The following is a 22,741-nucleotide window of genomic DNA, read 5'->3' on the forward strand; positions in this document are numbered from 1 at the left end:
CTCCAGCAGTGGCTCGATCACGACGAAGGGGTCGTGCCAGCCGACGTGAGGCCACCTCCTTTGCTGGCGGCTCTTGGGTGCGACAGCCACCGGCGGCTCCGGTCCGGTTACGGCCGGAACGGGGCCACTGCTAACGGCGGGCGCGGCTCGACGGCTCGGTTTGTTGGCTGTCGAAGTTGGGCGGAGCGGCCAGCCAATCTAGGTGGTAGGTACCGATCCCGCCGGCCCGGGGGAGTGTGAGAGTGAAGCTGGCGACCGGCCGGTGAGAGTGCACGCCACCGGCTTGCCCGTGGATGGGCGCCGCGGTCGCCCCGGACACCAGCACATGGAAGGGAGGTGTAGCCAGATGGACAACAACCTGGATCTGATCGATCTCGATGATCTTGAGATCACCGAGATCGATGTGACGACGCTGCGGGACGCGGTGGCGTCGCCGGAGACCGCCGCCTCCAGCAGTGGCTCGGTCACGAGCAAGGGGTCGTGCACCCCGACGTGACCGGCGGCTGGGTGAGGAAATAAGTCCCATCGGATCGCGCGCCCCACATCGGACCGCCAGGCTGGCGTACAGCGGACGTGTCATCCGATGGAGCGTGTGGATCGCGCAACCCCGCGACAGCAACCGGCGGCTCCGGTGCGGTTACGGCCGGACCGGAGCCGCTACTAACAGCGGGCCAAACTACCTTGGCCACGATAACGGAAGCGTCGATGAGCGTATCTGCGATAGAGCATGCAGTTACCGGACCGCAGCCGGGTCCGGATCCGACGCCCGGCGACGGGCCGGCCACGATCGAGGTCGCGCCGTACGCACTCGTGCGGGTGTCGGCACTGCCCTTCCCACAACCCGCAGCGGCCGCCGAGCGCTACCGCGACCTGATGCACGCCGCGATCGACTGCGAGCGTGCGCTCACCCGGACGGCGCAGCGGCTCTCGGATGAGCTGTACGCAAGCCGCGCGGACCATTCCGGGGAGTACCACCGGACAGTGGTGTTGCCGCTACGCCGAGACGTGCACAACCGGCGTTCTCCTAACGCGACGGTCCGCGCCGGGCTCGGTGAGCTACCCACCAGGATACCGCAGCTGGCGAACTGGCTGTCTATTGTGGACCAGCGGGAGCGGTTGCTGGCAGACCTGACCGCCCAGACCGGGCCGGCGCTGGCGGCGGATCGGGAGGCGCTCGCCGCGGTGTGCTCCGATGAACGTGTGCGTCGAGCGGTCGCGCTGTCTAGCGCCTCACTGCTCTCGGGACTTCAGCGGGCCGCGGCCGCAGGCGGCGAATCCGACGCGAAGACACGCAAGGCCGAACCGAAAATCCTCCGACACGCCCTGCGCGTGACGACGAAAGTGAGCCCGTGGTCGTGGTTTACGACCGTGGGCTGGGGACGGTGGACGCCTGCCGCGGCAGGCAGCCCCGACGAACTCCGCGGGACCGCAGTGAGCCTGCCCAACCACGTGCTGGTGACGATGTTGCTGCGCGGAGTGCTGGCGATGCCGGAGTACCGGCGAGGGATCCCGCACCGGCTGGCGCCGGCACTGACCGTCGGCGACCTGCGGGTCGAGTTCCAGCGCGACGAGTCGGTCGCCGTCGTCGGGTTCATGCAAGTCCGGGCACAGTTGGTCCGGTTGCCCCGCACCGCAGCGCTCGACGCCGTGGTCGCGGAGCTTCGCGACGCCGGACCTGCCGGCCGAACCATCGACCAGCTCGCCGCCATGCTGGCCGGCCGGCTGCCGGCCGGTAGCTCCCGTGCCGGCGCCGCAGCCGCATATCTCGGCCGGCTGGCGGACGAGCAACTGCTGGTGCCGATCGCACCGGTCGATCCACAGGCAGCGGACCCGCTTCCCGCGCTGGCCGATTGGCTGGCCGGCCGCGGCGGCAGCGAGCTGGCCCGCGAGCTGCGAACCATCGCTGAGCAGAGCCGGCAATTCGCCGAGCTTCCGGCGACAGAACGCGTGCCGGTACTGGACCGACTGGCCGACCAGTGGCGCGACGCGTTCGCCGTGACCCGTACCGAACGTCCACCGGACGCCGCGGTGCTTCGCGAGGATGTCGTCTGCCGCGATCGGCTGCTTCTCGGCGTATCCGCCGGCAGCAACAGCCGGCCCGACCTGGCGAAGGTGTCGGCGTTGGCCGAGGTGTTCGACAATGCGGCAGTGATGCGGGCGCTGCTGCGCCAGCGGCTGGTGCAACAGTCCGGTCCGGGCGGCAGCGCTCCGGTTGCCGAGGTCATCGGTGATGGCGAGTGGCTGTGGGCCGCGGGCAATGGGATCGACTCGGACGGCACCGTGGTCGAAATGCCGGACGGCGCCCCGCCGCTGCCGCCGGACCTGGTGGACCTCGCGCGACTGCGGCGCGAGGTGGTCGCGGCGGTCCGGCGCGCGCCCCGGCACGGCGATGAACTGGAACTGACCGATGACCTGATCGATGAGGCGGTGGCGACGGCACCACGGTGGTTGTCGCGGCGGCCGTCGTCGCGCGCCTACTTCGTCCAACCATTTCAAGATGCCGAGGGCATCGGGTGGTGCTTAAACGGGGTCGGCGACGGGTGGGGCCGGTACACTAGCCGCTTTCTCGCCGCGCTGGGGCCCCAGTTGGCCGCGGCGGTGGGCAGGCAACTGCGGGAAGCGCTGCGCGACGGCCGCCCCGTGCAGTACCGCCCGACGTACGGCTTCAACGCCAACCTCCATCCGCGGCTGCTCGCCGACGAGGTTGGTGAGGATCCGGCCTGGGCGAACCTGCTCGCCACCGAGCTGGAGCTGGTTCATCACCAGGAAAGCGACACGGTGCGGCTGCGGGTGATCGGCACCGGCGAGCTCCTCAACGTGCTGTACCTCGGCTTCCTCTTCCCGGGATGGCTGCCGGACCGGGTCGCGCCGCTCTACCTGGACCTTGGCGGGTCGCTGACTCACTTCAGCCACCTGCCGCCTGCGGAACCGGTCGAGGTACGCGGGCGGACAGTCAAGCGGTACGCCCGGCTGCGCTACCGCTCGCTGGTGCTCTCCCGGCGCGCCTGGCGGCTCGACCCGCAGAGTGTGCAAGATCTGATCTCGGACCTGCGCCACGACGGTGATGTGCCCGCCCGCGGCGCCGTCCGCTGGGCGGCGACGCTGGGGCTGCCGCCGGCGGTGTTCGTCTCCAGCTACTTCGCGCGCCTGGGGAATCACGCGGCGATGCGCGCCGCCCTCACCGATCCGAAGCCACAGCTCGTCGACGTTCCGAAACGACAGCGCGCCGCCGATCCGAAACCGCAGTTCGTCGACCTGGCCAGCGCCCTGCACCTGCGCTGCCTTGCCCGACTGCTGGCCGAGCACAGCGGCCCGGTACTGATCGAGGAGGCGCTGCCGGTACCGGGCGAGGCACCGACCGGGCGGCACGCCACCGAACTGGTCGTCGAGACCTACCTCCGGAGGGGATGAACATGACCGTGATTCAGCGGGACGTCGTCGTCTACTACTACGACCCGATCAAAGCACCACTCCTGCGCGATGCCGTGCTGCCGGCACTACGCCACCTCCAGCCGGGCATCGAAGCACACCTGGAGCGCGGCTGGCTGCACGGGCCACACGTTCGTCTCCGCCTGGCCGGCGAGCGGCACACGCTCATCGATGCCTCCGCACAGCTGGCACGCGGCATTGCCCGGCATCTGGTCGACCACCGGTCGCGGGTGCGGATGTCGCCCGACGAGTTGTCGGCGTTGGCTACCGCCGCCGGACGGGCGGAGCTGGTGCCGCCGCCCTACGAGCCGTTCATCGACGACAACACCGTTCGGGTCGAGGAGCCGGACCCGGCCGCGGCGGCCCGCGTATCCGGCGGACCGGCCACCCGCGCCGTGCGCGCCGCCCTGCTGCGGGCCGGAGTACCGGCGGTCGAGGCGACGGTCGCCGACGTCGGGCGACGCGCCGACACCACGCAAGCCCGGGTACGCGCGGCCGTCATCGCGCTGGCCGCGCACGCAGCGGCGGGCCGCTGGGGGTTGCACAGCAACTACATCTCCTACCTGTCACACCTGGAGCTGTACCTGCACCACGCCGACCCGGACGGAACGCTACGGGCGCGGCATCACGCGATCTGGCGGCGCACTGCCGACCGAGTGACCGACCTGGTCGCCGGCAGCGTCGACGCCAACACCAGCGATCCGCTCGCCGCCGCGTGGCAGCGCTGGGGCGCGACGGCACGGGACCTGGCGGCGGCGGCACACGACCGCGGCGAACTGCGCTCGGCCTCACCCCGGGACACCCTGCGTCGCCTCGCAGCGTTCGACGATCCGACCCCGCTGATGGCGATGCACGCCAGCACTGACTCCAGCGAGTTCCACCAACTTGTCCAGGGATTCCAACGCGACGCAGACGCACAGCGTGGTTTCGACATCGAGCGCTTCTGCACCAACATGCTGTATCTACTGCTGGCGGTGACCGACCTGACCCCGGCCGAACGGTACCTGGCCGCCGCGCTCGTCACCGAGGCGGCACAACGCCTGTCCGGACGCACCTGGCGGGAGTTCGTCGAGGAGGTCTTGAGGTCCCAGGCCGCTGCCGCAGCAACGCCGCGATGAGCGCCCCAGTGGGGCCTACCAACGCGGCGGCGACTGTGGTGCGGTTGCGTCCGGCGGTACACGTGTCCCCAACCCCCGACGGCATCTACGTCCGCGGCTGGAACACCGCCTTCACCGTCGTCGGCGGCGCGGACCTGTGGCGGCTGTGGCAGCGGTTGGAGCCCGCCCTGCGGCGTGGTGTGGCGACCGAACGGCTGGCGGCGGCCGCGTCGCGACCAGCCCTGCTGAAGGTGCTACGGGAACTGGTGTCTGCCCTACGCGATCACGACCTGACGCTGCCGGTGGTCTCCGCCTGGCGCGACGACACCGAGCATGCGCCGCCGCCGTTGGTGGCCGACTGGCTCGAGCAGCTGGCCGCCGACCCAGCCGTGGCCTGGCACCAGCTCGCCGCCACGACCGTGGACGTGGCCGTCACCGGGGACGCTGGGTCGGCGGTGGCCGACGCTGCCATCTCCGCGTTGCTCGCGACCGGCGTGCAGGTGTCGCGCTCAGGCGGTGTGGCCCTGCAGGACCCCGCAATCGTTGCCTTGACCGCCCAGAACTGGGCGGTGTTCGCCGGCATCGGCGAGCACCGCGGGTTCGCAACTCATCCGGCGGCGCCTGACGAGGGCGCGGCGACCGCCTCGCGGGTCGCCATCCGCCTCGGCGTCGCCGGCCGGCCGGCCCGCGCAACAGCCGCGCCCCAGCCACTCGCGGCGGTCCTGGGCGCCGCCGCCACCGAGCGGCTGCTGCGGGTGGTCGCCGGGCTACCTGATCCGGGGCGCGGCCCGATCACCGCGCCTGCCGGCACCGAGCCTGCCGGCGCTGCCGTCCCCGCCGGCCGGTCCGCCCCCGACACACTGCCGGACTCGTGGCCGATGGTCCTCGTCGCCCGAGCCAAACCATTCACCGTCGGGTACCACCCGTGGCTCGCCGATGGTGGGGACACACCCGGCCCGGCGGACAGTCCCGACGTCGTCCTGGCGCGACTGGACGCGCTGTGCGACCCGGAACTGGGCGTGCTGCCCGTGCCGCGCTACGAAGACCTGCCCCAAGTTCCGGCCGCCCTGGCGATGTGCGAGGCCGACAGATGGCGGGTACTCGGGACAGGCGACAAAATCAGTACGGCCCGACTCGATGCCACCCTCGGTGGCGCCGAGCGGCTGCTCAACCCTGACGGAACCGACGGTCCAGACGGAACCGGCCGGTTGGCGGTCGGCATCGACGACCAGCATGCCACGGGACGTCTCCTGCGCCGCGCCGCCTACCAGGTGGCCGGGCGAGCCGCCGCGACCGCCGCCGGCCCGGGCACCGAGCACCGATGGCGCGACGATCCGGCGGCGCGCAGGTGGTGGATCACCCTGACCATCCGATGTGGACTGGATGCGCGACTCGGCCTCGCCCGCCTCGCCGATGGCGCTTTCGCCGCCCGGGTGGAGGTGGCCGGCCGCGAGCTGGCCTGGGCGGTCGAGGCCAGCGCGGGAACAGCGGTCGCGAACGCGGCGCTGGGTGCCGTGGCCATGCACGAGGCCAACCGCGCTGGCCTCGAGGTCGACGCGCCGGTCACCGTATGCCGCGCCGTGTCGGCACAGCCATCCGACCCACCGCTCGTCGGGCCGGCCACTGACGACCGGGCGGTCCGGCGCGTCGCCGAGCAACAACTAATCCACGGCCTGCGCCGGTTCGTGCCGCGCGGACGTCAACTCCGGCCGGCCCCACCGGGTCGCCACGAGGTGGGGCTGGCACTGCGCGCCGTCGCGTTCTGCGTATGGGAGCTGGGATGACTGTCGTAGTTCAACCCCCACCGACGGCGGCGCTCACCAGTCAGCTATCGACGCTGGTCGACCTGAAAGATGTCCGGGTATGCGCTGGGCTCGCCGAGCCGGACCCCGATACCGAACCGGCGGGTGGTGTGACGATCGCTGTCCCGTCCGCCTGGACGCCCACCGAACTCGGTGAGTTCAGCCGCCGCGCGGTGGCCGGCGGCCGCACCGTGCTGCCACTGCGGCAGGACGGCGCGGTGACACTGCTCGGCCCACTCGTCGGCCCAGGCCTGCTGGGGTGCCTCGACTGCGCCGAGGACGCCCGAATGCGGATCCTGTCGTTGCCCATCGATGCGGAGCGGGTCACGTTCGGTGGGCCGATCCCGCCAACGAACCTACCGGCGGTCGCCGCGGTGGCTGCCTCGATCATCCAAGATCCGGCGGCCGCGGCCGACCGAATGTGGATATTCAACAGTGCCAACGGCTGGGTATCGGCGAACTCGCCCGCACCGCGTCCCGGTTGTCCAACATGCGACCGCAGGCCCGAGGACACACCCGACGCGGCCCGCGTCGCGCTGACTGCACGACCGCTGCCGGCGGGCGGCGCCTGGCGGCAGGACAACCCGGCCACGGCCGGCGGCAAGCTGGCCGGAGGGTTGCTCGACGGCCAACTCGGTGAGGTGGTCCGAGTCAACATCAACGACGAGCGGCCGCTACCCACGGCATCGGCGCTGTTCGCGACCGACGGCAGGCTTGATTACGGCTACGGCCGGGGGCTCACCCCGCAGGAGGCGCGGCGCATCGCCCTGTTCGAGGCCGTGGAGCGGCAGCTTGGCCGGCGCCCCGCCGGTCGTCGGACCGTCCTCCATGCGGCCTACGCAGACCTCGGGCCACAGCGTGCCGTGGATCCTGTCCGCCTCGGGCTGCCTGACCTCTGCTATCCGGAGCAGTCTCCACACGTGACGGCGTACCGGCCTGACCTACCGACACTATGGGTGTACGGATGGTCGCTCACCAAAGGCACGGCCATCGCGGTACCGGAGCATGCGGCGTACTACGGCATCCGGCCCACCACAGAAGCTCCGCACTTCATCGATGAGACCTCCAACGGCTGCGGGTTGGGCAACAGCCTCGAGGAGGCGGCGCTCTACGGACTGTTCGAGGTCGCCGAGCGCGACGCCTTCCTCATGGCCTGGTACGCCGAAACGCCGCTGCGGCGAGTCGCGATACCAGCCGACGATATGCAGACCTGGCACATCGCCGACGTGCTGGACGAGGCGGGATACGAGCTGTTGCTCTTCGACGCGACCAACGATCTGGGGCTACCCACCGTGGTCAGCCTCGCGCTGAGGAGAGACCCGGACCCCGCAGCACCCAACGCCTACTTCGCCGCCGGTACACACCAAGACCCCTGCGTCGCGCTTGGCTCGGCGGCAACGGAGGCAGGCGTCGGCTTGTTCGCCAACGCGCTTATCCAGCACGAGGCCGGCATGCGCGATCCCGAGCGGGCACTGCGCATGCTCGCCGACTCGACGGAGGTCAGGGACCTGGACGACCACGTGCTGCTGTACACCATCCCCGAGGCTCGCTCCCGGTACGCGTTCCTGCTCGATGATCAGGAACCGGTGGACTGGCGCGAGCTCTGGCCGGACCTACCGCCGCGCCCCGCTGACCTCACCGACCTGCTGACCGGCTTGGTCGGCCGGCTCGCCGATCTCGGACTAGAGACCATCGTGGTGGATCAGACCGATCCGGCAACGCGAGACCGGCTTGGCCTGCACGCGGCAAAGGTGATCGTACCCGGGACCCTGCCGATGACCTTCGGTCACATCAATCATCGCACGCTCGGCCTGCCCCGGCTGCTCGAGGTGCCGGCCCGGCTGGGCCGGATGCCAACCGTTCGCCAGCACGCCGACCTGCCGCTGTACCCCCACCCGTTCCCGTGACCCTGGGACGCACAACCTCTCGGAGGTGTCCACAATGGATGCTCGCGCCGATGCGGTGATCCGGCCGCGGTTGCGTCGCGACGCGGTACTGCACCCGACGACCGATGGTGCCGTGCTCCAGGCCAACGGCGAGACAATGTGGTTGGCCGGCGCGAATGCCTACCGGCTGTTGTCGCGGCTGGTGCCACGCCTGACCGGCGAACGTACCGTGCGCGAAATCTGCGCCGGACTACCGGCGGCCAAGCGGGAGACGGTATCCGCGCTGATTCGGGGCCTGCTCGACCGCGGAGCCGTCATCGACATCGGGCAGGAGAACGGGTCCGCTCCATCGGATCCACGCTTCCGCGCCCAGTACGAGTACCTGGCGCACGCCGGCGACGCACCCGCCGAAGGCTTCCGGCGCTGGCGTACCGCACGGATCCTGCTGACAGGCAACGGCATTTCACTACAGGCGGCCGTGCTCGGCCTGCTGCGCAACGGGGCCGGCCCGGTCTTCCTCGCGGCACCGCCCGGCTGGCCGTTGCACAGCGCCGTGGCGGCCGAGGCGGCGCGGCTGGGCACGCCCGAGCCGGTACCTGGTCAGTGGCCGCCGCCACCCGGGGGCGACGGGTACGACATCGTCCTCTACAGCGCCGACCGGGCGGAGCCGGACCTCATCCTCGACATGATCGGCCGCGCCCGAAATGGTGGTGCGCCGGTGCTGGCGGCGGCCGCGCTCGACGGCCGGGTGGTCATCGGTCCGACGACCACGCCGGGCTCGGCCAGCTGCTGGTGGTGCGCGGCGGCCCAGCTCGGCCTCGACCCGGCACGGCCAGTGGATCCCACCGGGGCCTTGACACCGTTGGTCGCGCGCATGATCGGCGGCGCGTTGGCCTTCGCCGCCTTCGGCGAGCTGACTGGCGTTTCGCCGAGCCAACACGCCGTCGTCCAGCAGTTGCGCACCCTTGAGACGAGCCGGCCGGTGGTAGACGGTGGCTGCCCCGTCTGCCACGACCACGCGTCCGACCATGCCGGGACACCTCCTGCGCGCGAGGCCCCGGCGACGCCGGGTTTCGTCGTGCGGACCGTGCGGGACATGCCGGCGGCCTCCGTGCGCGAGTACTCGGCGGTGGTACACCGCTTGGTCCGCAGCCGGCCGGCACCAGCGGACTTCCAGCCCGACTGGAACGACCAGCCAGCCGCCCAGAACTCGTACCCGCGGGCTGCACTGATCGCTCTGCCCGAGGACGCCCCGGCGACCTTGCGGCCGTTCGCGGCCGAGCTGGCCGCCGGACCCGCGCGGTCGCGCTTCAGCCTGCCGACGCTGGCCTGGTTGCTACGGATGTCGTACGGAAGGCTGTCCCGGCGGCTACGGGTCGACTCGGGGCAGCCACGGCGGGCGGGCGACTACGCCGCCGCGGACTGGCGCCGGGGCGCGGTGAGCGGCGGCGGCCTGTATCCGCTGGAGATCTACTGGGTCGCCGGCAATGGCGGCCCGCTGCCCGCTGGCATCTACCACTACGCGCCCGGCCATCACGCACTGGAGCGGCTCGCTCTTGGCAATCACACCGGCCGCGTCCGGCAGGTCGTACCGCATCCACAGGCTCAGGCCGCAAGCCAGTTCCTGCTGATAACGCTGAGCTTCTGGCGCAACGCGTTCAAGTACGCGAACCTGGCCTATCACATCGGCACCATCGACCTCGGCGCGTTACTCGGCGCCCTCGGTCACCTCGGCGCCGCCATCGACCTGCCCGTGTGGCGCCTGCTCTGGTTCGATGACCAGGCCCTCAACGAGCTGCTGGGTCTGGACACTGCAGTGGAGAGCGTCCTGGCCGTGGTGCCCATGCCCTGGCAGGACGGCCAGGACCGCCAGGACGGCCAGAACCCGCCGGCGTGCGCCGGTCCGGCGGACCGCCCGGCGGCGTTTGAACGGTCCCGGACCCTCCTGCGGTTCGCCTGCACCGCCCGGGTGCACGGGCAAACCATGTGGTCCGGCCAGCAACTACCGGACGCAGATGACGCACGGCGGGCGGCCGTCGACCCCGCACCCGCCGGCCCGCATCGTCCGGGTGACGCCTACCCCCTGCCGGAGCCAGCACAGCCGCCGCCGACGGATCCGGTCTCAGACTTGCTGCCACGGCGCCGCTCCAGCTCCGGCGCCATGGTTGCCACGCCGCCGCTCGAGCTGCCCAGGCTTGCCTCGGTACTGCGACTGGCCACCCGAACCAGCGGGTATCGCAGCGACACCACGCCCGATGGCGGGCCTACCGGGTGGACCAGACTGTCGGTTCTCGCCAACCACATCGCGGGCCTGCCGGCCGGCGGCTACCTGTACGACCCCGGCACGCAGGTGTTGCACCGCAGCGCCACCGCACCCACCGACCGGTGGCTGGACGTGCTGGCCGGCATCGGTGTCAGCCTGATGAACTACGACCTGAACCAGGCAGCCGCCGTGCTCGTCGTCTCCGGTCGATCGGACGCGATGATCGACCACTGTGGACCTCGTGGCTACCGCCTACTCAACGCCGAGGTGGGCACGGTTGCGCAGAGTGTCTACCTCACGGCGACCGCCGTCGGGCTCGGCTGCGGCGCCGTACTGAACCTGGACCATGTCGCCGTCGACCAGGTACTCGGCTTCGATGGCACCGACGAGCGGACGTTGCTGTGCCTGCTGATTGGAGGTGAACGCGATGGTAGCGCCGAGTTCGACCACCGGCTCTACTGAGAGCGACGCGGCGCCGCATGCCAACCGCCCACAGTGGATCAGCTTGCACATCTTCTACGCCGACAACCAGGACCAGCTGCTCATCGACGGCGTGGCGCCGATCGTGCGGTCACTGCGTGAGGGCGGTCTGATCGCGTCGCACTTCTTCATCCGGTACTGGATGGAAGGGCCACACGTACGGCTGCGGCTGCTACCCGCGCCCGGCGTGGCGCCCGACGATGTGGCGGCCGAGGCGCAGGCACACCTGACGGCGTACCTCGCCGACAACCCCTCGCTCGACCAGGCGCTCCAGCTGACGGCGCAAACATACCGTGGACTGTTCCTCGCCGAGTACGACCAGTCGGCCTGGGACCAGCGGTACGGGCGGGACGGCGAGATGTCGGTCCGGGACAACAACAGCGTCTGGCGGACAGACTACGAGCCGGAGTACGCCCGCTACGGCGGCCCGGCCGGCATCGAGCTCGCCGAGTGGCACTTCGAAGCCTCCAGCGACCTCGTTCTGGGCTTGCTGGCCGCCAAACGGCCGGCCCCGTCGGCCCGGCTCGGCCTGTCGGCCCAGTTGGGGCTCATCCTGTGTCTCGTGCTGCTCGACGATGTGGATCGGGTGGTCGGCTTCCTCGACGACTACCGCGACTTCTGGACGCGGGCGTACGGAACCGCCGACGCGGACCTCCGCCCGGTCTACCGCGAGGCCCATGCGCCGCTGCTCGCCCGACTACGGCGTCGGGCCGACGAGATCCGCGAGGCCGTACGCACGGCCGGCACCGAAGATTCCCTTCCGACCGCACTGCCGGGGTCGGCGCGGGGCTGGCTGGGGCACTGCCGGGCGCTGCGTCGACGCCTCGCGGAGCTGGTGGCCACCGACGGTGTCTCGTTCTCCGACGCGGGTCTGCGGCACGGCGAGGTCGGCCTCGATATGGCACTGCCGCGACTGCTGCACTCCTATCTGCACATGACGAACAACAGGCTCGGTGTCTCCGTTCTCCAGGAGTCGTACCTGGCAGACGCGCTGCACGCCGCTCTCATCGCAGAATCCGCAAGTCGTCGCGGGATAATTCTGTCGTGACGCGCTCGAGGGGGATCAGCGCCCCGGCCGCAGCACGATCTTGCCGCGGGTGTGCCTACGCTCCAACTCCCGCTCCCGGTAGGCGTAGTTCAGTCGCGAACGATTCAGACACGTCCGGCCGCAGCCGCAGCGTCGGCACCGAGCCGCCTCACAGCGCCGTGGCGTGCGCGAATCTACTCTGGATCGACCCCGGAATCTCTACGAACAAGCGAAACCCGGCCAGACCTTCGGTGGCGGCCGTCGGCTACTCGACCACTCCAGGCACGACCGTGGCCCGCACACCGAACTCCTCCACCTCACCGATCAGCCAGGCCGCGACAGCGCCTGAACCCACCCCGCCGGCCAGTGCGCCGCCCCCGCCCGCGCCGCCGAATCCGCCACCGAGGAACGAGGGTACGGCCGAGTTCCCGGCGGTGCCGGGCGGTGTCAGGCCGACCTTGGAGGCCAGAGACGACTGAGCCACGGCGGACGGTACGCCGCCGTCCAGACTCGACCCGGCGCCGGCACCCGAACCCGACAGGGCACCCGCGCCGCCGAGCAGGGCGGCCGCCGAATCACCGGATCGGGCTGCGGCTCCAACCCCGCCGCGGCCGAGGCCGGCCGCGAGTGTACCGGCCACGCCACCGGCGGTGGCGAGCCCGCCGCCGGGCGGGCCACCGGCCAACGAGCCGCCGGCCGACGGGTCCTTCGTCGCGACCGGCGATGTCGCCTGATACGCCCCGATGAGCTGGGCCTGCGGTAGGCCGGCGGCCAGGCCGTCGCCCCACAGGTCGGCGAAGAGCGGCCGGGCCGCGGCCGATACGCCGGACGTGCCCGACGTGCCGGTCGCGCCGGAGGTGCCGGTCGCCGCCTCGGTGGAGAAGATGGGCGTGCCGTCCGGGGCCAGGGTCGGCGGCTCCGCGACCTGAGGCAGCGCCGGAAAGTCTACATTGGAGTAACGGTCGCGCAGGTCGCTCAGGATGGCTACGGCTGCGGCGGCGCGCACCCCGGCGGCGGCCTGCGCCCGCTGGAAGTTCTGCAGGGCCCGCACCGCGTTGGCCTGCGCGGCGGCCACGGCCGGCAGTTCGGGTCGACCGTACGGCAACGCCGCCGACGCGACGGCGATGGTGGCCTGGTCGGGCGGGGTCGAGGTCAGCGGCGGTCCGAGCGCGACCATCTGTGCCTGTGCCTGCCGCAGCGCCTCGCCCGCGGCATCCACCTGGTCACCGGCGCCGCGGGCGACGAAGGCGACCCGACGCACACCGTCCACAAGGGAGGCAATCATCTCGGCGTGCGCATCGGAGGCCGCACCCTCCCACAGCGGACGGAGCTGGCGGTCCCGTTGCTCGATGAGCGTGGCCACGTTGTCTAGTGTGTTGGCCAGGTCGCGCCAGCCCTCGGTGGCGACCCGCACATCGGCCGGCCGACCCGCGGTCAGCATCGCGATGAGCTGTGCGTGGGCGAACTGGCGGAAGTCCGTCTGCCCGTACCGGCTGTCCATATGCGGCTACGCGTCCTGCGCCTGGATGTTGACACCCACCTGCACCGCGGCGGCACCGTCGTAGTAGTACACGGTGCCGCCGGCGGGCGGGATCGGTACCTCGAACTGCGCCACCTCCCGCGGCGGCACGAGGCTGCCGGGCGGTGGCGTCGCGGTACCCGTCGCGGGTCCGCTGGCCGAGACAGCACTCGTGGTCGCGGCTGTTGGCTGCGTCGCGTATCCGGTTGGCGCGCCGGCGCCGGCCGGTATCGAGTACACGGTGGGCAGCGGGGACGCCGTCTTGAGCGGGTCGGTCGGGGCCGACAGATCGCCCACGACCGCGCCGATGCGGTGCGCTCCACCCGCGTCCAGCGCGGCGTACCGCTGGGCCACCAGCGTGGTCACGCTGCGGGCGAAGTCGACGCTTCGGGCGACCTTCGCCACCAGGTCGGCCACCCCGGCCACCTCGTCGGAGTGGTCGTCGCCGAGCGAGAACGCCTCCGCGAACGCGCCCAGCGGCAGGTCCGGTGGCCGGGTGAAGATGGCCACGGTCTGCGCCGACCGCTGCACCGTATCCAGCTGATCGGCGAGCAACTGCGCGAAGTCGTTGACCGCCTGGACGTTGATCCGGAAGGAACCGCCGGAGTTCATCGTTGCCTCCCGATACCGGTCGGGCACCGCGCCCGGTGCCCGACGCGACATGGTCAGGTGAACACAGGGTCAGGAGAACAGGCCGGTGTTGGTCTGCTCGGTCTTCTGCGAATCCTCGAGGTGCTGCTGCAGTGCGCTGAGGAATTGTTGTACGGTCTCCCGCACCTCGTCGCCGAAGGACCCCAGCTGCTTGGCGACCGCCGTGGCTCCCTCCGCCGCGGTGCCGCCCCACTGCTGGGCCAGGGTCGTGTACGTCGTTGTGAACTGCTCCAGTGTGTTGGAGAACTCGCTCAGCCGCTGCTGGACCGCTGTGTTGGTTTCCTGCATCGCGCCGAACTGGTAGTCGAGGATGTCAGACATGTCATTCGCTCCTCTCAGGCACCCGGACTCAGCCGGCTCAACGTGGAGGTCTGCAGGTTCTGCACGTTCCCGGAGACCGTCCCGAACGACTGCACGCCGGAGTCGCTGTTGCTCTGGTAGTTCCTCGCGCTGATACCGACGTTCTCGGCCAGCTGGTTCGCGTACTGGTTGAACTTGTTGGCCTGCTGTGTCAGCTCGCTCGCCACCCGCTGGGCCGCCGTGAACGCGTCCCCCTTTGACGGGTTGTTGAGCACGGCCTCCTCCAGGTTCTTGAACGTCTGTTGCACCTGCTGCGCGGCCTGGTCCAGGTCGTCCTGCGCCTTCTTGAGCGCGGCCTCCGACAGGTTGAACTTGCCTGGTGTTGTCACGACGCGTCACCTCCGCTGTGCGTCACCTGTGGTCTGTCAGTGCGGGCGGCGTGTCCAGATGAAAGCGCCGCGTGGGTCTTCTGAATCGCTTGATGTGCCAAGGCTAGCCAGCCCGCGAGCTGACCAGCAGTGGCACAACTACCGGTCTGCGGCTGTCAGTATTACCTACCCCGGTACGAGTCAGGCGTTGTCGAGCGGCAGGTAGCCCAGCTGCACCAGGTTCGCGCCCGAGCGCCGGGTCATCAGGTACCCCCGTCCGGGCGGCTGCGGGCTGGGCTTGATGTCGCCGATCAGCGGCCCCTCCTCGCGCGGCCCGGACAGTTGCACGCCGGGGGTCGCGATGTCGCGCATGCGTTGCAGCACCGGCTCGAACATCGCCCGGCTCGCGCCACTGACCCGCCGCACGATGATCAGGTGCAGCCCGATGTCGCGGGCCTGCGGGATGAACTGGGCCAGCGGGGCCAGCGGGTTGCCGCTCGAGCTGGCTACCAGGTCGTAGTCGTCGACCAACAGGAACAGCTCCGGCCCCTTCCACCAACTGCGGTTGCGCAACTGTTCCGGCGTGACGTCCGCCCCGGGCAGCCGCTGCCGCATGGCCTTTTCGACCTGAGCCACCACCGGCGTGAGTACGGCCTCCGACCCGCAGTAGTCGAGCAGGTGCTCGCTGGTCACCACGCCGAGCAGGCTGCGTCGATAGTCCACAACGGAGATGACCGCCTCCTGCGGCGTGTAGCATGCCATGATGGCGCGGGTCAGCAACCGCAACAGGCTGCTCTTGCCGGACTCGACATCGCCGAAGGCGACCAGGTGCGGGTCGGCACTGAAGTCGAGGAACACCGGGGACAGATCGTTCTCCGCGATGCCGATGGGGATCCGGTGGTCGCCGGCGGCCGGGGCAGGCAACGCGTCCGCGGGCAGCAGGTCCGGCAACAGACGCACCTGCGGCGCCCGGAGGCCGCACCACGCACCATCGATCCGCTTCACCAGGTCCGCGACCCCGGCGGCCAGGTCGCGGGTGGACTGCTGGCCGTCCACCCGTGGCAGCGCGGTGAGGAACTGGAGCTTGTCGGCGGTCAGGCCGCGTCCCGGCTTGCCCTGTGGTACGTTCGCCGCCGCCCGCCGGTCGACGACCGAGTCGGACGGGTCGCCCAGCCGCAGCTCGAACTGGGTACCGATGAGGTCGCGCGTGGCCGCGCGTACCTCCAGCCACCGGTTGGCAGAGAGCACCACGTGGATGCCGTACCCGAGGCCACGCGCGGCGAGCACACCGATGGCCTGCTCAAGTGGCTCGTACTCCTGGCGCAGCGTCATCCACCCGTCAACGACAAGGAACACGTCGCCGAAGACCCGCCCGTCCGGCATCGGGAACGGTGCGGCGCGGAACGCGGCCATCGAGTCGATGCCGCGCGTGGCGAACGCCCGCTCCCGCTCGGCGAGCAGCCCGACCAGCTCGGCGACGATGCGCCGGCACTTATCTGCCTCCAGCCGGCCGGCGCAGCCGCCGATGTGCGGCAGGCCGGCCAGGCTGGACAGCGCGCCACCACCGAAGTCCAGCAGGAACATCTGTACCTCGGCTGGCGTGTGGGTCAGTGCGAGGGTGGCCAGGAAGGTACGCAGCAGGGTGCTCTTGCCGCTCTGTGGCGCACCCACGACCACCGCATGCCCGGCGGCACCCGACAGGTCCGCCCACAACAGGTCGCGGCGCTGCTCGAACGGTTTGTCCACAATGGCCACCACGGCGGAGAGCTTTCCGTTGCCGGAGAATCCCGGCAATGTGTATCCGCGGTCGCCGGTCTCGGTCAGGCCGGGCATGAGCTGGTCGATGCTGGGTGGTTCGTTCAGCGGCGGCAACCACACCTGGTAGGCCGCCGGTCCGCGGCCGGTCAGCCGTTCGACCAGCACGTCGAGGATGGTGTCCTTGCCCGATGGTGCCTCGTCGTCCGGTTCCGCGACCGGCGGGCCCACCGGTACCGGTGGCTGCCGCACGGCGATCGGGGCGAGGGTGAAGGGTACCGGCTGCCGACCCGGCGGCACCTCACCGCTCGGCGTCGTACCGCTGCGGGCCGTGCCGGCCGCCGCGGTCGTGCGGGACTGCTTCGGTAGCGGGCCCGAGACGTAGGCCCCCTTGAAGCGGATCAGGTTGCTGGTGTCCACCTTGAGGAAGCCGGAGCCGGGGATCGAGGGCAGCTGGTACGCGTCGGGCACCCCCAGCACCGTGCGGCTCTCCGAGGCGGAGAACGTGCGCAGGCCGATGCGGTAGCTCAGTTGGGTGTCCAGCCCGCGCAGCCTTCCCTCCTCCAGCCGTTGCGAGGCGAACAGCAGATGCACGGCGAGGCTTCGACCCAATCGGCCGATCATCACGAACAGGTCGGTCAGCTCCGGCCGGCTCGACAGCAGCTCGCTGAACTCATCGATGATCACCAGTAGCGACGGCAACGGACGCAACTGCGCACCCTCCTGCCGGGCCCGTTCGTAGTCGCGAACCGACGCGTAGTTTCCGGCCGCGCGCAACAACTCCTGCCGGCGCACCATCTCACCACGCAGCGCGTCGCCCATCCGGTCCACCAGGCTCAGCTCGTCGGAGAGGTTGGTGATGACCGCGGACACGTGCGGCAGGCCGGCCATGCCGGCGAAGGTCGCGCCGCCCTTGAAGTCGACCAGCGCGAAGTTCAACGTCTCCGAGGAGTGGGTGACCGCCAGGCCGATCACGAGCGTGCGCAACAGCTCGCTCTTGCCCGACCCGGTGGCCCCGACGACGAGCCCGTGCGGCCCCATGCCGTTCTCCGCGGACTCCTTGATGTCCAGCTCGACCGGGCGCCCGCTGGGGTCGACGCCGATCGGGATGCGCAGCCGGTCGCGCGCCGAGCGGGACCGCCACGTCAGCGCGGTGTCCACCATCCGCGGGTCGCCGAGGTTGAGTAGTTCGGGCAGGCCCAGGTCGCGGGTGAACGCGGTCTCGGCCGGCACCGGTGCGGCGGTGTAGAGGGCGGTCAGCTGGCGGGCCACGAACTCCGCCGAGGCCGGGTCGAGCCGGTCCGGCACACCGAGGTACCCGACGCCGTCGGTACCGACCCGACCTAACCGTCCGGCGTCGATGCGCAGTTGCAGGGTGCTGTCGTTCGGCGGCACCGGCGGGATCCCGAGGTCCAGGAAGGTAACACCACCGTTGCCCCGCGCAGGGTCCAGCGACGGGTGTGCGCCGCCGGCGGCACCATCCAGGATGACCAGGATGTGCGGCCGTGCGGGGTCGGCCGGCGCGTTCCTGACGAACGGCTGACGGGTACCCAGGTCGTCGCCTAGCAGCCCGGCCAGCTCGGTCAGTGTGGCGGCGCACAGCCGACCGGGACCGGCCGGGTCCGACCGGGAAACGTCGGCGGCGTGCGGCAACCATTTGAGCCAGTCCCAGTCGGGCAGCCGCTGCGCGGACAGGCAGCCGGCGATGCGCAGCGTACTCGGCGAGTGGAAGGACGCCAGTTGGGCCACCACCGCCCTGGCCACCGCCAGCACGTCGGCGCGCCCGCCGCCGACCGCCACCCGGGAGAACGCGCGCAGAGACACCGCCACCGGCACGTTCTCGACCGTCGCGTAGGCCCGGATGAAGTGCCGCAGCGAGATGGACATGAGCGGGTCGAGATTCTCCAGTGGCGCGGTGTCGGCCACCCGCAACGGGTTCGCCAGCAGCTGCGGACCGGTGGCAAGCCGTACCCGGCCGAACTCGGCGTCGCCCGGGCGCCGCCCCCACATCCGGTCGGTACCGGCCAACAGCCACAGGTCCTCCGGGGCGGGCAACCGCTCACGCGTCCGGTCCAGTTGCCGCTGCGCCACGTCGCGTACCTGCTTGCGCAGGCTGGCGAGGTAGCGCAGGTAGTCGCGGCGCTCGTCGTTGATCTGAACCTTTTTCGCAGATCCGCCGCGGGTCAGCGAGGTCAGCACGGTGACCAGCAGGCCGATGCCGGACACACCGGCGGCCACCCAGGTCAGCGTGCCGCCCTGGCCGCCACGCCCCAGGTACAGCGCGGCCACGCTGCCCACCCCGAGCAGCGGCAGCAGAAGGTAGAGCAATTGTTGGCCGCCGCCCTGGCCGCCGCCACGGGGCTGCAACGGCGGCGCCTGCACGACGAGGCTGTCGGGGTCCGCCGCGGTGAAGGGTTCGGCGAGCCGCGCCGGAGCGTACTGAGGCGGGGCGAACGGCGGCGGGGCGAGCGCGGGCGGCGCAGCTCCCGGCACCGCCGGAGCCGGCACCGCCGGGGGTGGCGCTGCGGGTGGCGGCGTGAACGGCGCTGCTGTGCTCGGTGGCGGTGCACCGAACGCGGGAAGGGTCATCGGTCGCCTCCAGGGCACGTCACCTCGACAGGCATGTCACCTCGACGCTAGTCGCGGCTGGTTTCTCGCGCGCGTAGGTACTTTTGCCCCTGCTGCCCGGCCGGGTGCACGGCCTACCCTGCGCCTGGAGACATCCGGTCAACGGTGGGCGGAGCAGTGTGATGGCCGATGTGAATCGTTACCAGGTCGACCCGGACGAGGTCGACCGCGTCGTACGCGACATGTACAGCCAGATCGATGAGTTCGGGAAGCTCTCCGGCCAGTTGAGTCGGCTTACCCCGCCGGTCTCGGCCTTCGGCGGGATCGGCGTTCCGGCCGCCACCGCCGCTGTGGCCGCCCACGAGCTGCTCCAGCAAGCCAACCAGGCGCTCGGGACGGTGCTCAACCAGGCCACGCAGAACATGCAGACAGCGATGAACAACTACCGGCAGGCCGACGCGTCCGGTGCGACGAGCATCAGCGCGGTCTCCGCTGGCCTCGGCGTGCCGGGCAGCCTACTGCAGAATCTGCGCGTCGGCGGGCTCGGCGCCAGCGCGATCCACACATACCTGCAGGATCAGTCCAAGCAGGTGGGTGCGGGTATCGCCGAGGTCTACGTCGGCGGCGACCTGGCCGATGTCCGGGTCCGGCCCGGCGACCTGGTGACCACGGCGGACTTCGCCGCGACGGTCGGGCCCGACGGCCGCCTGTACGCCAACGGCCAACCGGTGCAACACCTCAGCGGTACGGAGGCCCGGGTGTACCGGTCGATGGGCACCACCGCGGCGACGGAGGGGTACGCCTGATGGCACCGACAGAAGTGATTGTCTGCGTCGCGGTCGACGTGTGCAGCGGGCGCCAGATCAGCGTGCTGCTGGCGCAGCAGATCGGCGGCTGCGACCCGCAGGCGATCGCACAGATCGCGCAGCAGCAGAGCCAGATCCTCGGGCAGCTGGACAACGTGCAGAAGTCCCTCTCGGACTCGACGAAGAAGCTGCAGGCGGTGTGGACGCTCGGCACCTCGACCGCCAGCATGGCCTCGACGCTGGGCCAGCTCGACGGCTGCTTCGGCGCGCTGATCAGCCAGGGCACCAGCGCGGCACAGCAGATCCAGGCGGCGGCGACGCTGCTGCAGGACGTGACGCGCATCGTCCAGTTCGTGAAGGCCGCCAATGCAGCGTGTGCCGCGCTGATGTGCAACCCGTTCACCGCGGGGGCCGCGCGGGCGCTGGGTACCGCGACCGCCGTGCAGGTGACCGCGTGGATGTCGGTGGTGGCGCAGGTGCTGTCGGCGATCGGGCAGGTGCTCTCTGCGGTGCAGCAGTCCACCCAGTCGACGAACGGCACGACCACAACCGTCGCCGAGCTGCTCGCCCCGGCCGCGACCACCACCACGACGCCTACCACCACGACGCCGACAACCACCACCACGGCGACCTATCCGAGCTACCCGACCTACCCCACGTACCCGACGGTGACGGCCAATCCCGCCACCACCTACCCCGCCGCGTCGGGTACGACCGCGGCGGACCCCATGGCATCGGGACCCCTCGCCGCGCCCACGTACGCGCAGCAGACCGCCGTCCCGACGGTCTACAGCTCCGGCCTGGTGGCGCAGAATCCCGGGGGGGCCGCGGGCTCGGGCACCGCGGCGGGCGGCACCGTGGCGGGCAGCGCGGGCACAGGCGACCACCTGACCATCAACATCACCGAGAACAGCGACGGCAAGTACAACCTCACCGTGGATGTCCCGGACGACCAGCTGGACAAGGACCTGAAGATAAACGTGGACGCCAACGTCGGCGGCCAGGGAATCAAGGGAAACATCAACATTGATCGGTGATCGGCAATCGGTCAGCGTCAATCACGTACGGACTCACGGCGAGCAGGAGAAGGCAATGGACTCGACTGAGGCCATCCTCGCGCAGGCGCAGGAACAGCAACGGCGCATCACCGAGGCGCAGCGGGCATTGGAAACCAAAGAAATCGTCGGCCGGTCCCGCAACAGCGTGGTCACCGCGAAGCTCCGCGGCTCCGGCCAGCTCGTCGACGTCGCCTTCGACCCGCGGCAGATGGCGCGCTACGACGCCAGGGCACTCGGCGCGCTGGTGGTGGAGGCGGTCAACGACGCGATGAACCGACTGGCACTCGCAACCCAGGAGGCGTTCGCGCCGTTCCTCGCCGAGAGGCAGGTCGCCCAGTGACCGCGCCAGCGCCCGTGCGTCGGGTCACGGTGGTCGCGCCGACCGCCCGCGTCGACGTTTCGCTGCCCCAGCAGAGCACCGTCGCCGAGCTGGTGCCCATCCTGGTCCGGATGACCGCGGGGGAGCGGGCCGGTACCGGATGGACGCTCGGCCGGCTCGACGGCGCGGCGTTCACCATGTCGGCCACCGTGGCCGACGCCGGTATCCGCGACGGCGAGCTGCTCTACCTCAACGCGCTCGGCGGGGGGCCGGCGCCGCTGCTCTTCGACGACGTCGTGGACGCGATCGCCAGTACCGCCGCGCGGCCGCAGAGCCGGTGGCGGCCGGCGCTGACCCGCGCGGTGGGTCTGGCCGGCGGTTCGATCGCGCTGGCAGGGATCGGGGTGCTGGTCGCCGCGGTACGCCCCCGGTGGCCGATGACCACGCTCATCGATGGGCTGTTGGCGCTCGTCCTGCTGGCGGCGGCCGCACTGCTGGCCCGCGGTTCGGGCGACACCTGGGCGGGTACGGCACTGGCCTTCGGCGGCGTGCCGGCGGCGTTCTTCGCCGGCAGCGGGTTGGGCGTCTCCGACGGCGCCAACCCGTTCGCCATGTGGGCGACGTCGCTCGCGATGGGGTGCGCCGTGCTCGCCGGGTACCTGATCCTCGCCGCCGCGGCGGTGGTCGCCCGGCTCGCCTGGTTCATCGGGGTGGCCGTTGCGGCGGTGGTGGGCCTGGTCGCTTCGCTCATCACGGCCGGCACCGGTGCGCCGCCCGCCTCGGTCGCGGCGGTGATCTCCGCGGTGGCGCTCGCGACGAGTCCGTTGCTGCCCGTGACGGCGCTGCGGCTGGGCCGGCTGCCGCAGCCCCGCGTGCCGGTCGACGTGGCCGCGTTCCGCCGGGACGAGACGCCGACGCTCGGCCCCGAGGTGGCGGCGCGCACCCGCGACGCTTCCCAGGCACTCGGCGGCCTGCTGGTGGCGGTCGCCGCCATGGTGGTGGCCGCCGCCTTCGTACTGTCTTGGTCGCACAGCGCGTGGGCGTGGGGGCTCGCCGCGCTGTCCGGGTTCGCGATGCTGCTGCGGGCCCGGGCGTACCCGAGCGCGGCGCAGCGGGCGGCGTTTGTCGCCGGCGGCTTCGGCGCCCTGGCGCTCGTCACGCCCGGACTGGTCATTGGCGCCCCGGACCTGCGGCCGCTGCTGATCGCCGGGGTGGTGCTGCTCGCCGTCGTGTGCCTGACCTACGGCGTGCGGGCCCCCCTGCAACAGCCCTCGCCGTACTGGGCCGGGTTACTGAACGTGCTTGAGGTGCTGGTGGTGGTGAGTCTCGTACCGCTGGCCGCGGGCGTGCTCGGCCTCTACGCCAAGGCCCGTGGCCTGGCCGGGTGACGATCGCACAGGAGGTGACGACAGT

Annotated in this window: 16 protein-coding genes; 11 read left to right on the plus strand and 5 right to left on the minus strand. The window is 71.1% G+C overall.

The window, feature by feature from the left end; genetic code table 11:
- Window positions 1-346 precede the first annotated feature (346 nt).
- The 7 genes from Raf01_RS45665 to Raf01_RS45695 all read left to right on the plus strand — a co-directional run bounded on the left by Raf01_RS45665 (window position 347) and on the right by Raf01_RS45695 (window position 12,005).
- Complete coding sequence (locus Raf01_RS45665) at window positions 347-496, plus strand: thiazolylpeptide-type bacteriocin (protein ID WP_203924431.1); 150 nt, start codon at window positions 347-349, stop codon at window positions 494-496.
- A 209-nt stretch (window positions 497-705) separates the two neighbouring features.
- A complete protein-coding gene (locus Raf01_RS45670; protein WP_203924432.1) occupies window positions 706-3,411 on the plus strand; it encodes a lantibiotic dehydratase in 2,706 nt (901 codons plus the stop codon).
- 2 nt (window positions 3,412-3,413) lie between these two features.
- Window positions 3,414-4,547 (plus strand): lantibiotic dehydratase C-terminal domain-containing protein, encoded by a 1,134-nt coding sequence (locus tag Raf01_RS45675; RefSeq protein WP_203924433.1) that lies wholly within the window; start codon window positions 3,414-3,416, stop codon window positions 4,545-4,547.
- Complete coding sequence (locus tag Raf01_RS45680) at window positions 4,544-6,310, plus strand: hypothetical protein (RefSeq protein ID WP_203924434.1); 1,767 nt, start codon at window positions 4,544-4,546, stop codon at window positions 6,308-6,310. The genes Raf01_RS45675 and Raf01_RS45680 overlap by 4 nt, the downstream gene beginning before the upstream one ends.
- A complete protein-coding gene (locus Raf01_RS45685; RefSeq protein WP_203924435.1) occupies window positions 6,307-8,235 on the plus strand; it encodes a TOMM precursor leader peptide-binding protein in 1,929 nt (642 codons plus the stop codon). The genes Raf01_RS45680 and Raf01_RS45685 overlap by 4 nt, the downstream gene beginning before the upstream one ends.
- A gap of 34 nt (window positions 8,236-8,269) precedes the next feature.
- On the plus strand, window positions 8,270-10,939 hold the full coding sequence (locus Raf01_RS45690; protein ID WP_203924436.1) for a SagB family peptide dehydrogenase: 2,670 nt from the start codon (window positions 8,270-8,272) through the stop codon (window positions 10,937-10,939).
- Complete coding sequence (locus tag Raf01_RS45695) at window positions 10,905-12,005, plus strand: thiopeptide-type bacteriocin biosynthesis protein (RefSeq protein ID WP_203924437.1); 1,101 nt, start codon at window positions 10,905-10,907, stop codon at window positions 12,003-12,005. The genes Raf01_RS45690 and Raf01_RS45695 overlap by 35 nt, the downstream gene beginning before the upstream one ends.
- Window positions 12,006-12,249: 244 nt before the next feature.
- Here Raf01_RS45695 and Raf01_RS45700 read toward each other — a convergent pair whose 3' ends face one another.
- The 5 genes from Raf01_RS45700 to eccCa all read right to left on the minus strand — a co-directional run bounded on the left by Raf01_RS45700 (window position 12,250) and on the right by eccCa (window position 19,166).
- Window positions 12,250-13,485, minus strand: coding sequence for a WXG100 family type VII secretion target (locus Raf01_RS45700; protein WP_203924438.1), 1,236 nt, complete (start codon window positions 13,483-13,485; stop codon window positions 12,250-12,252).
- A gap of 6 nt (window positions 13,486-13,491) precedes the next feature.
- Window positions 13,492-14,115, minus strand: coding sequence for a hypothetical protein (locus Raf01_RS45705; RefSeq protein ID WP_203924439.1), 624 nt, complete (start codon window positions 14,113-14,115; stop codon window positions 13,492-13,494).
- Window positions 14,116-14,184: 69 nt separating this feature from the next.
- Window positions 14,185-14,475 carry a hypothetical protein gene (locus tag Raf01_RS45710; RefSeq protein WP_203924440.1) on the minus strand — a complete coding sequence of 97 codons (291 nt, stop codon included), beginning with the start codon at window positions 14,473-14,475 and terminating at the stop codon, window positions 14,185-14,187.
- 14 nt (window positions 14,476-14,489) lie between these two features.
- Window positions 14,490-14,843: a WXG100 family type VII secretion target gene (locus Raf01_RS45715; protein WP_203924441.1), complete on the minus strand. Its 354-nt coding sequence runs from the start codon at window positions 14,841-14,843 to the stop codon at window positions 14,490-14,492.
- Window positions 14,844-15,023: 180 nt separating this feature from the next.
- Window positions 15,024-19,166 (minus strand): type VII secretion protein EccCa, encoded by a 4,143-nt coding sequence (gene eccCa / locus Raf01_RS45720; protein ID WP_203924442.1) that lies wholly within the window; start codon window positions 19,164-19,166, stop codon window positions 15,024-15,026.
- A gap of 161 nt (window positions 19,167-19,327) precedes the next feature.
- Between eccCa and Raf01_RS45725 the strand changes: the two genes are divergently transcribed.
- From Raf01_RS45725 to eccD, 4 genes are read left to right on the plus strand one after another with little or no spacing between them, the layout of a single operon-like run.
- Window positions 19,328-19,951: a hypothetical protein gene (locus Raf01_RS45725; RefSeq protein ID WP_203924443.1), complete on the plus strand. Its 624-nt coding sequence runs from the start codon at window positions 19,328-19,330 to the stop codon at window positions 19,949-19,951.
- Window positions 19,951-20,988 carry a hypothetical protein gene (locus tag Raf01_RS45730; protein WP_203924444.1) on the plus strand — a complete coding sequence of 346 codons (1,038 nt, stop codon included), beginning with the start codon at window positions 19,951-19,953 and terminating at the stop codon, window positions 20,986-20,988. Before Raf01_RS45725 ends, Raf01_RS45730 begins: the two co-directional genes overlap by 1 nt.
- 55 nt (window positions 20,989-21,043) lie before the next feature.
- Window positions 21,044-21,349 carry a YbaB/EbfC family nucleoid-associated protein gene (locus Raf01_RS45735; RefSeq protein WP_203924445.1) on the plus strand — a complete coding sequence of 102 codons (306 nt, stop codon included), beginning with the start codon at window positions 21,044-21,046 and terminating at the stop codon, window positions 21,347-21,349.
- Entirely contained in the window at window positions 21,346-22,716 is a 1,371-nt protein-coding gene (gene eccD, locus Raf01_RS45740; RefSeq protein WP_203924446.1) for a type VII secretion integral membrane protein EccD, read from the plus strand. The genes Raf01_RS45735 and eccD overlap by 4 nt, the downstream gene beginning before the upstream one ends.
- Window positions 22,717-22,741: the final 25 nt, after the last annotated feature.

The organism is Rugosimonospora africana (assembly GCF_016862975.1).
Classification (GTDB): Bacteria; Actinomycetota; Actinomycetes; order Mycobacteriales; family Micromonosporaceae; genus Rugosimonospora; species Rugosimonospora africana.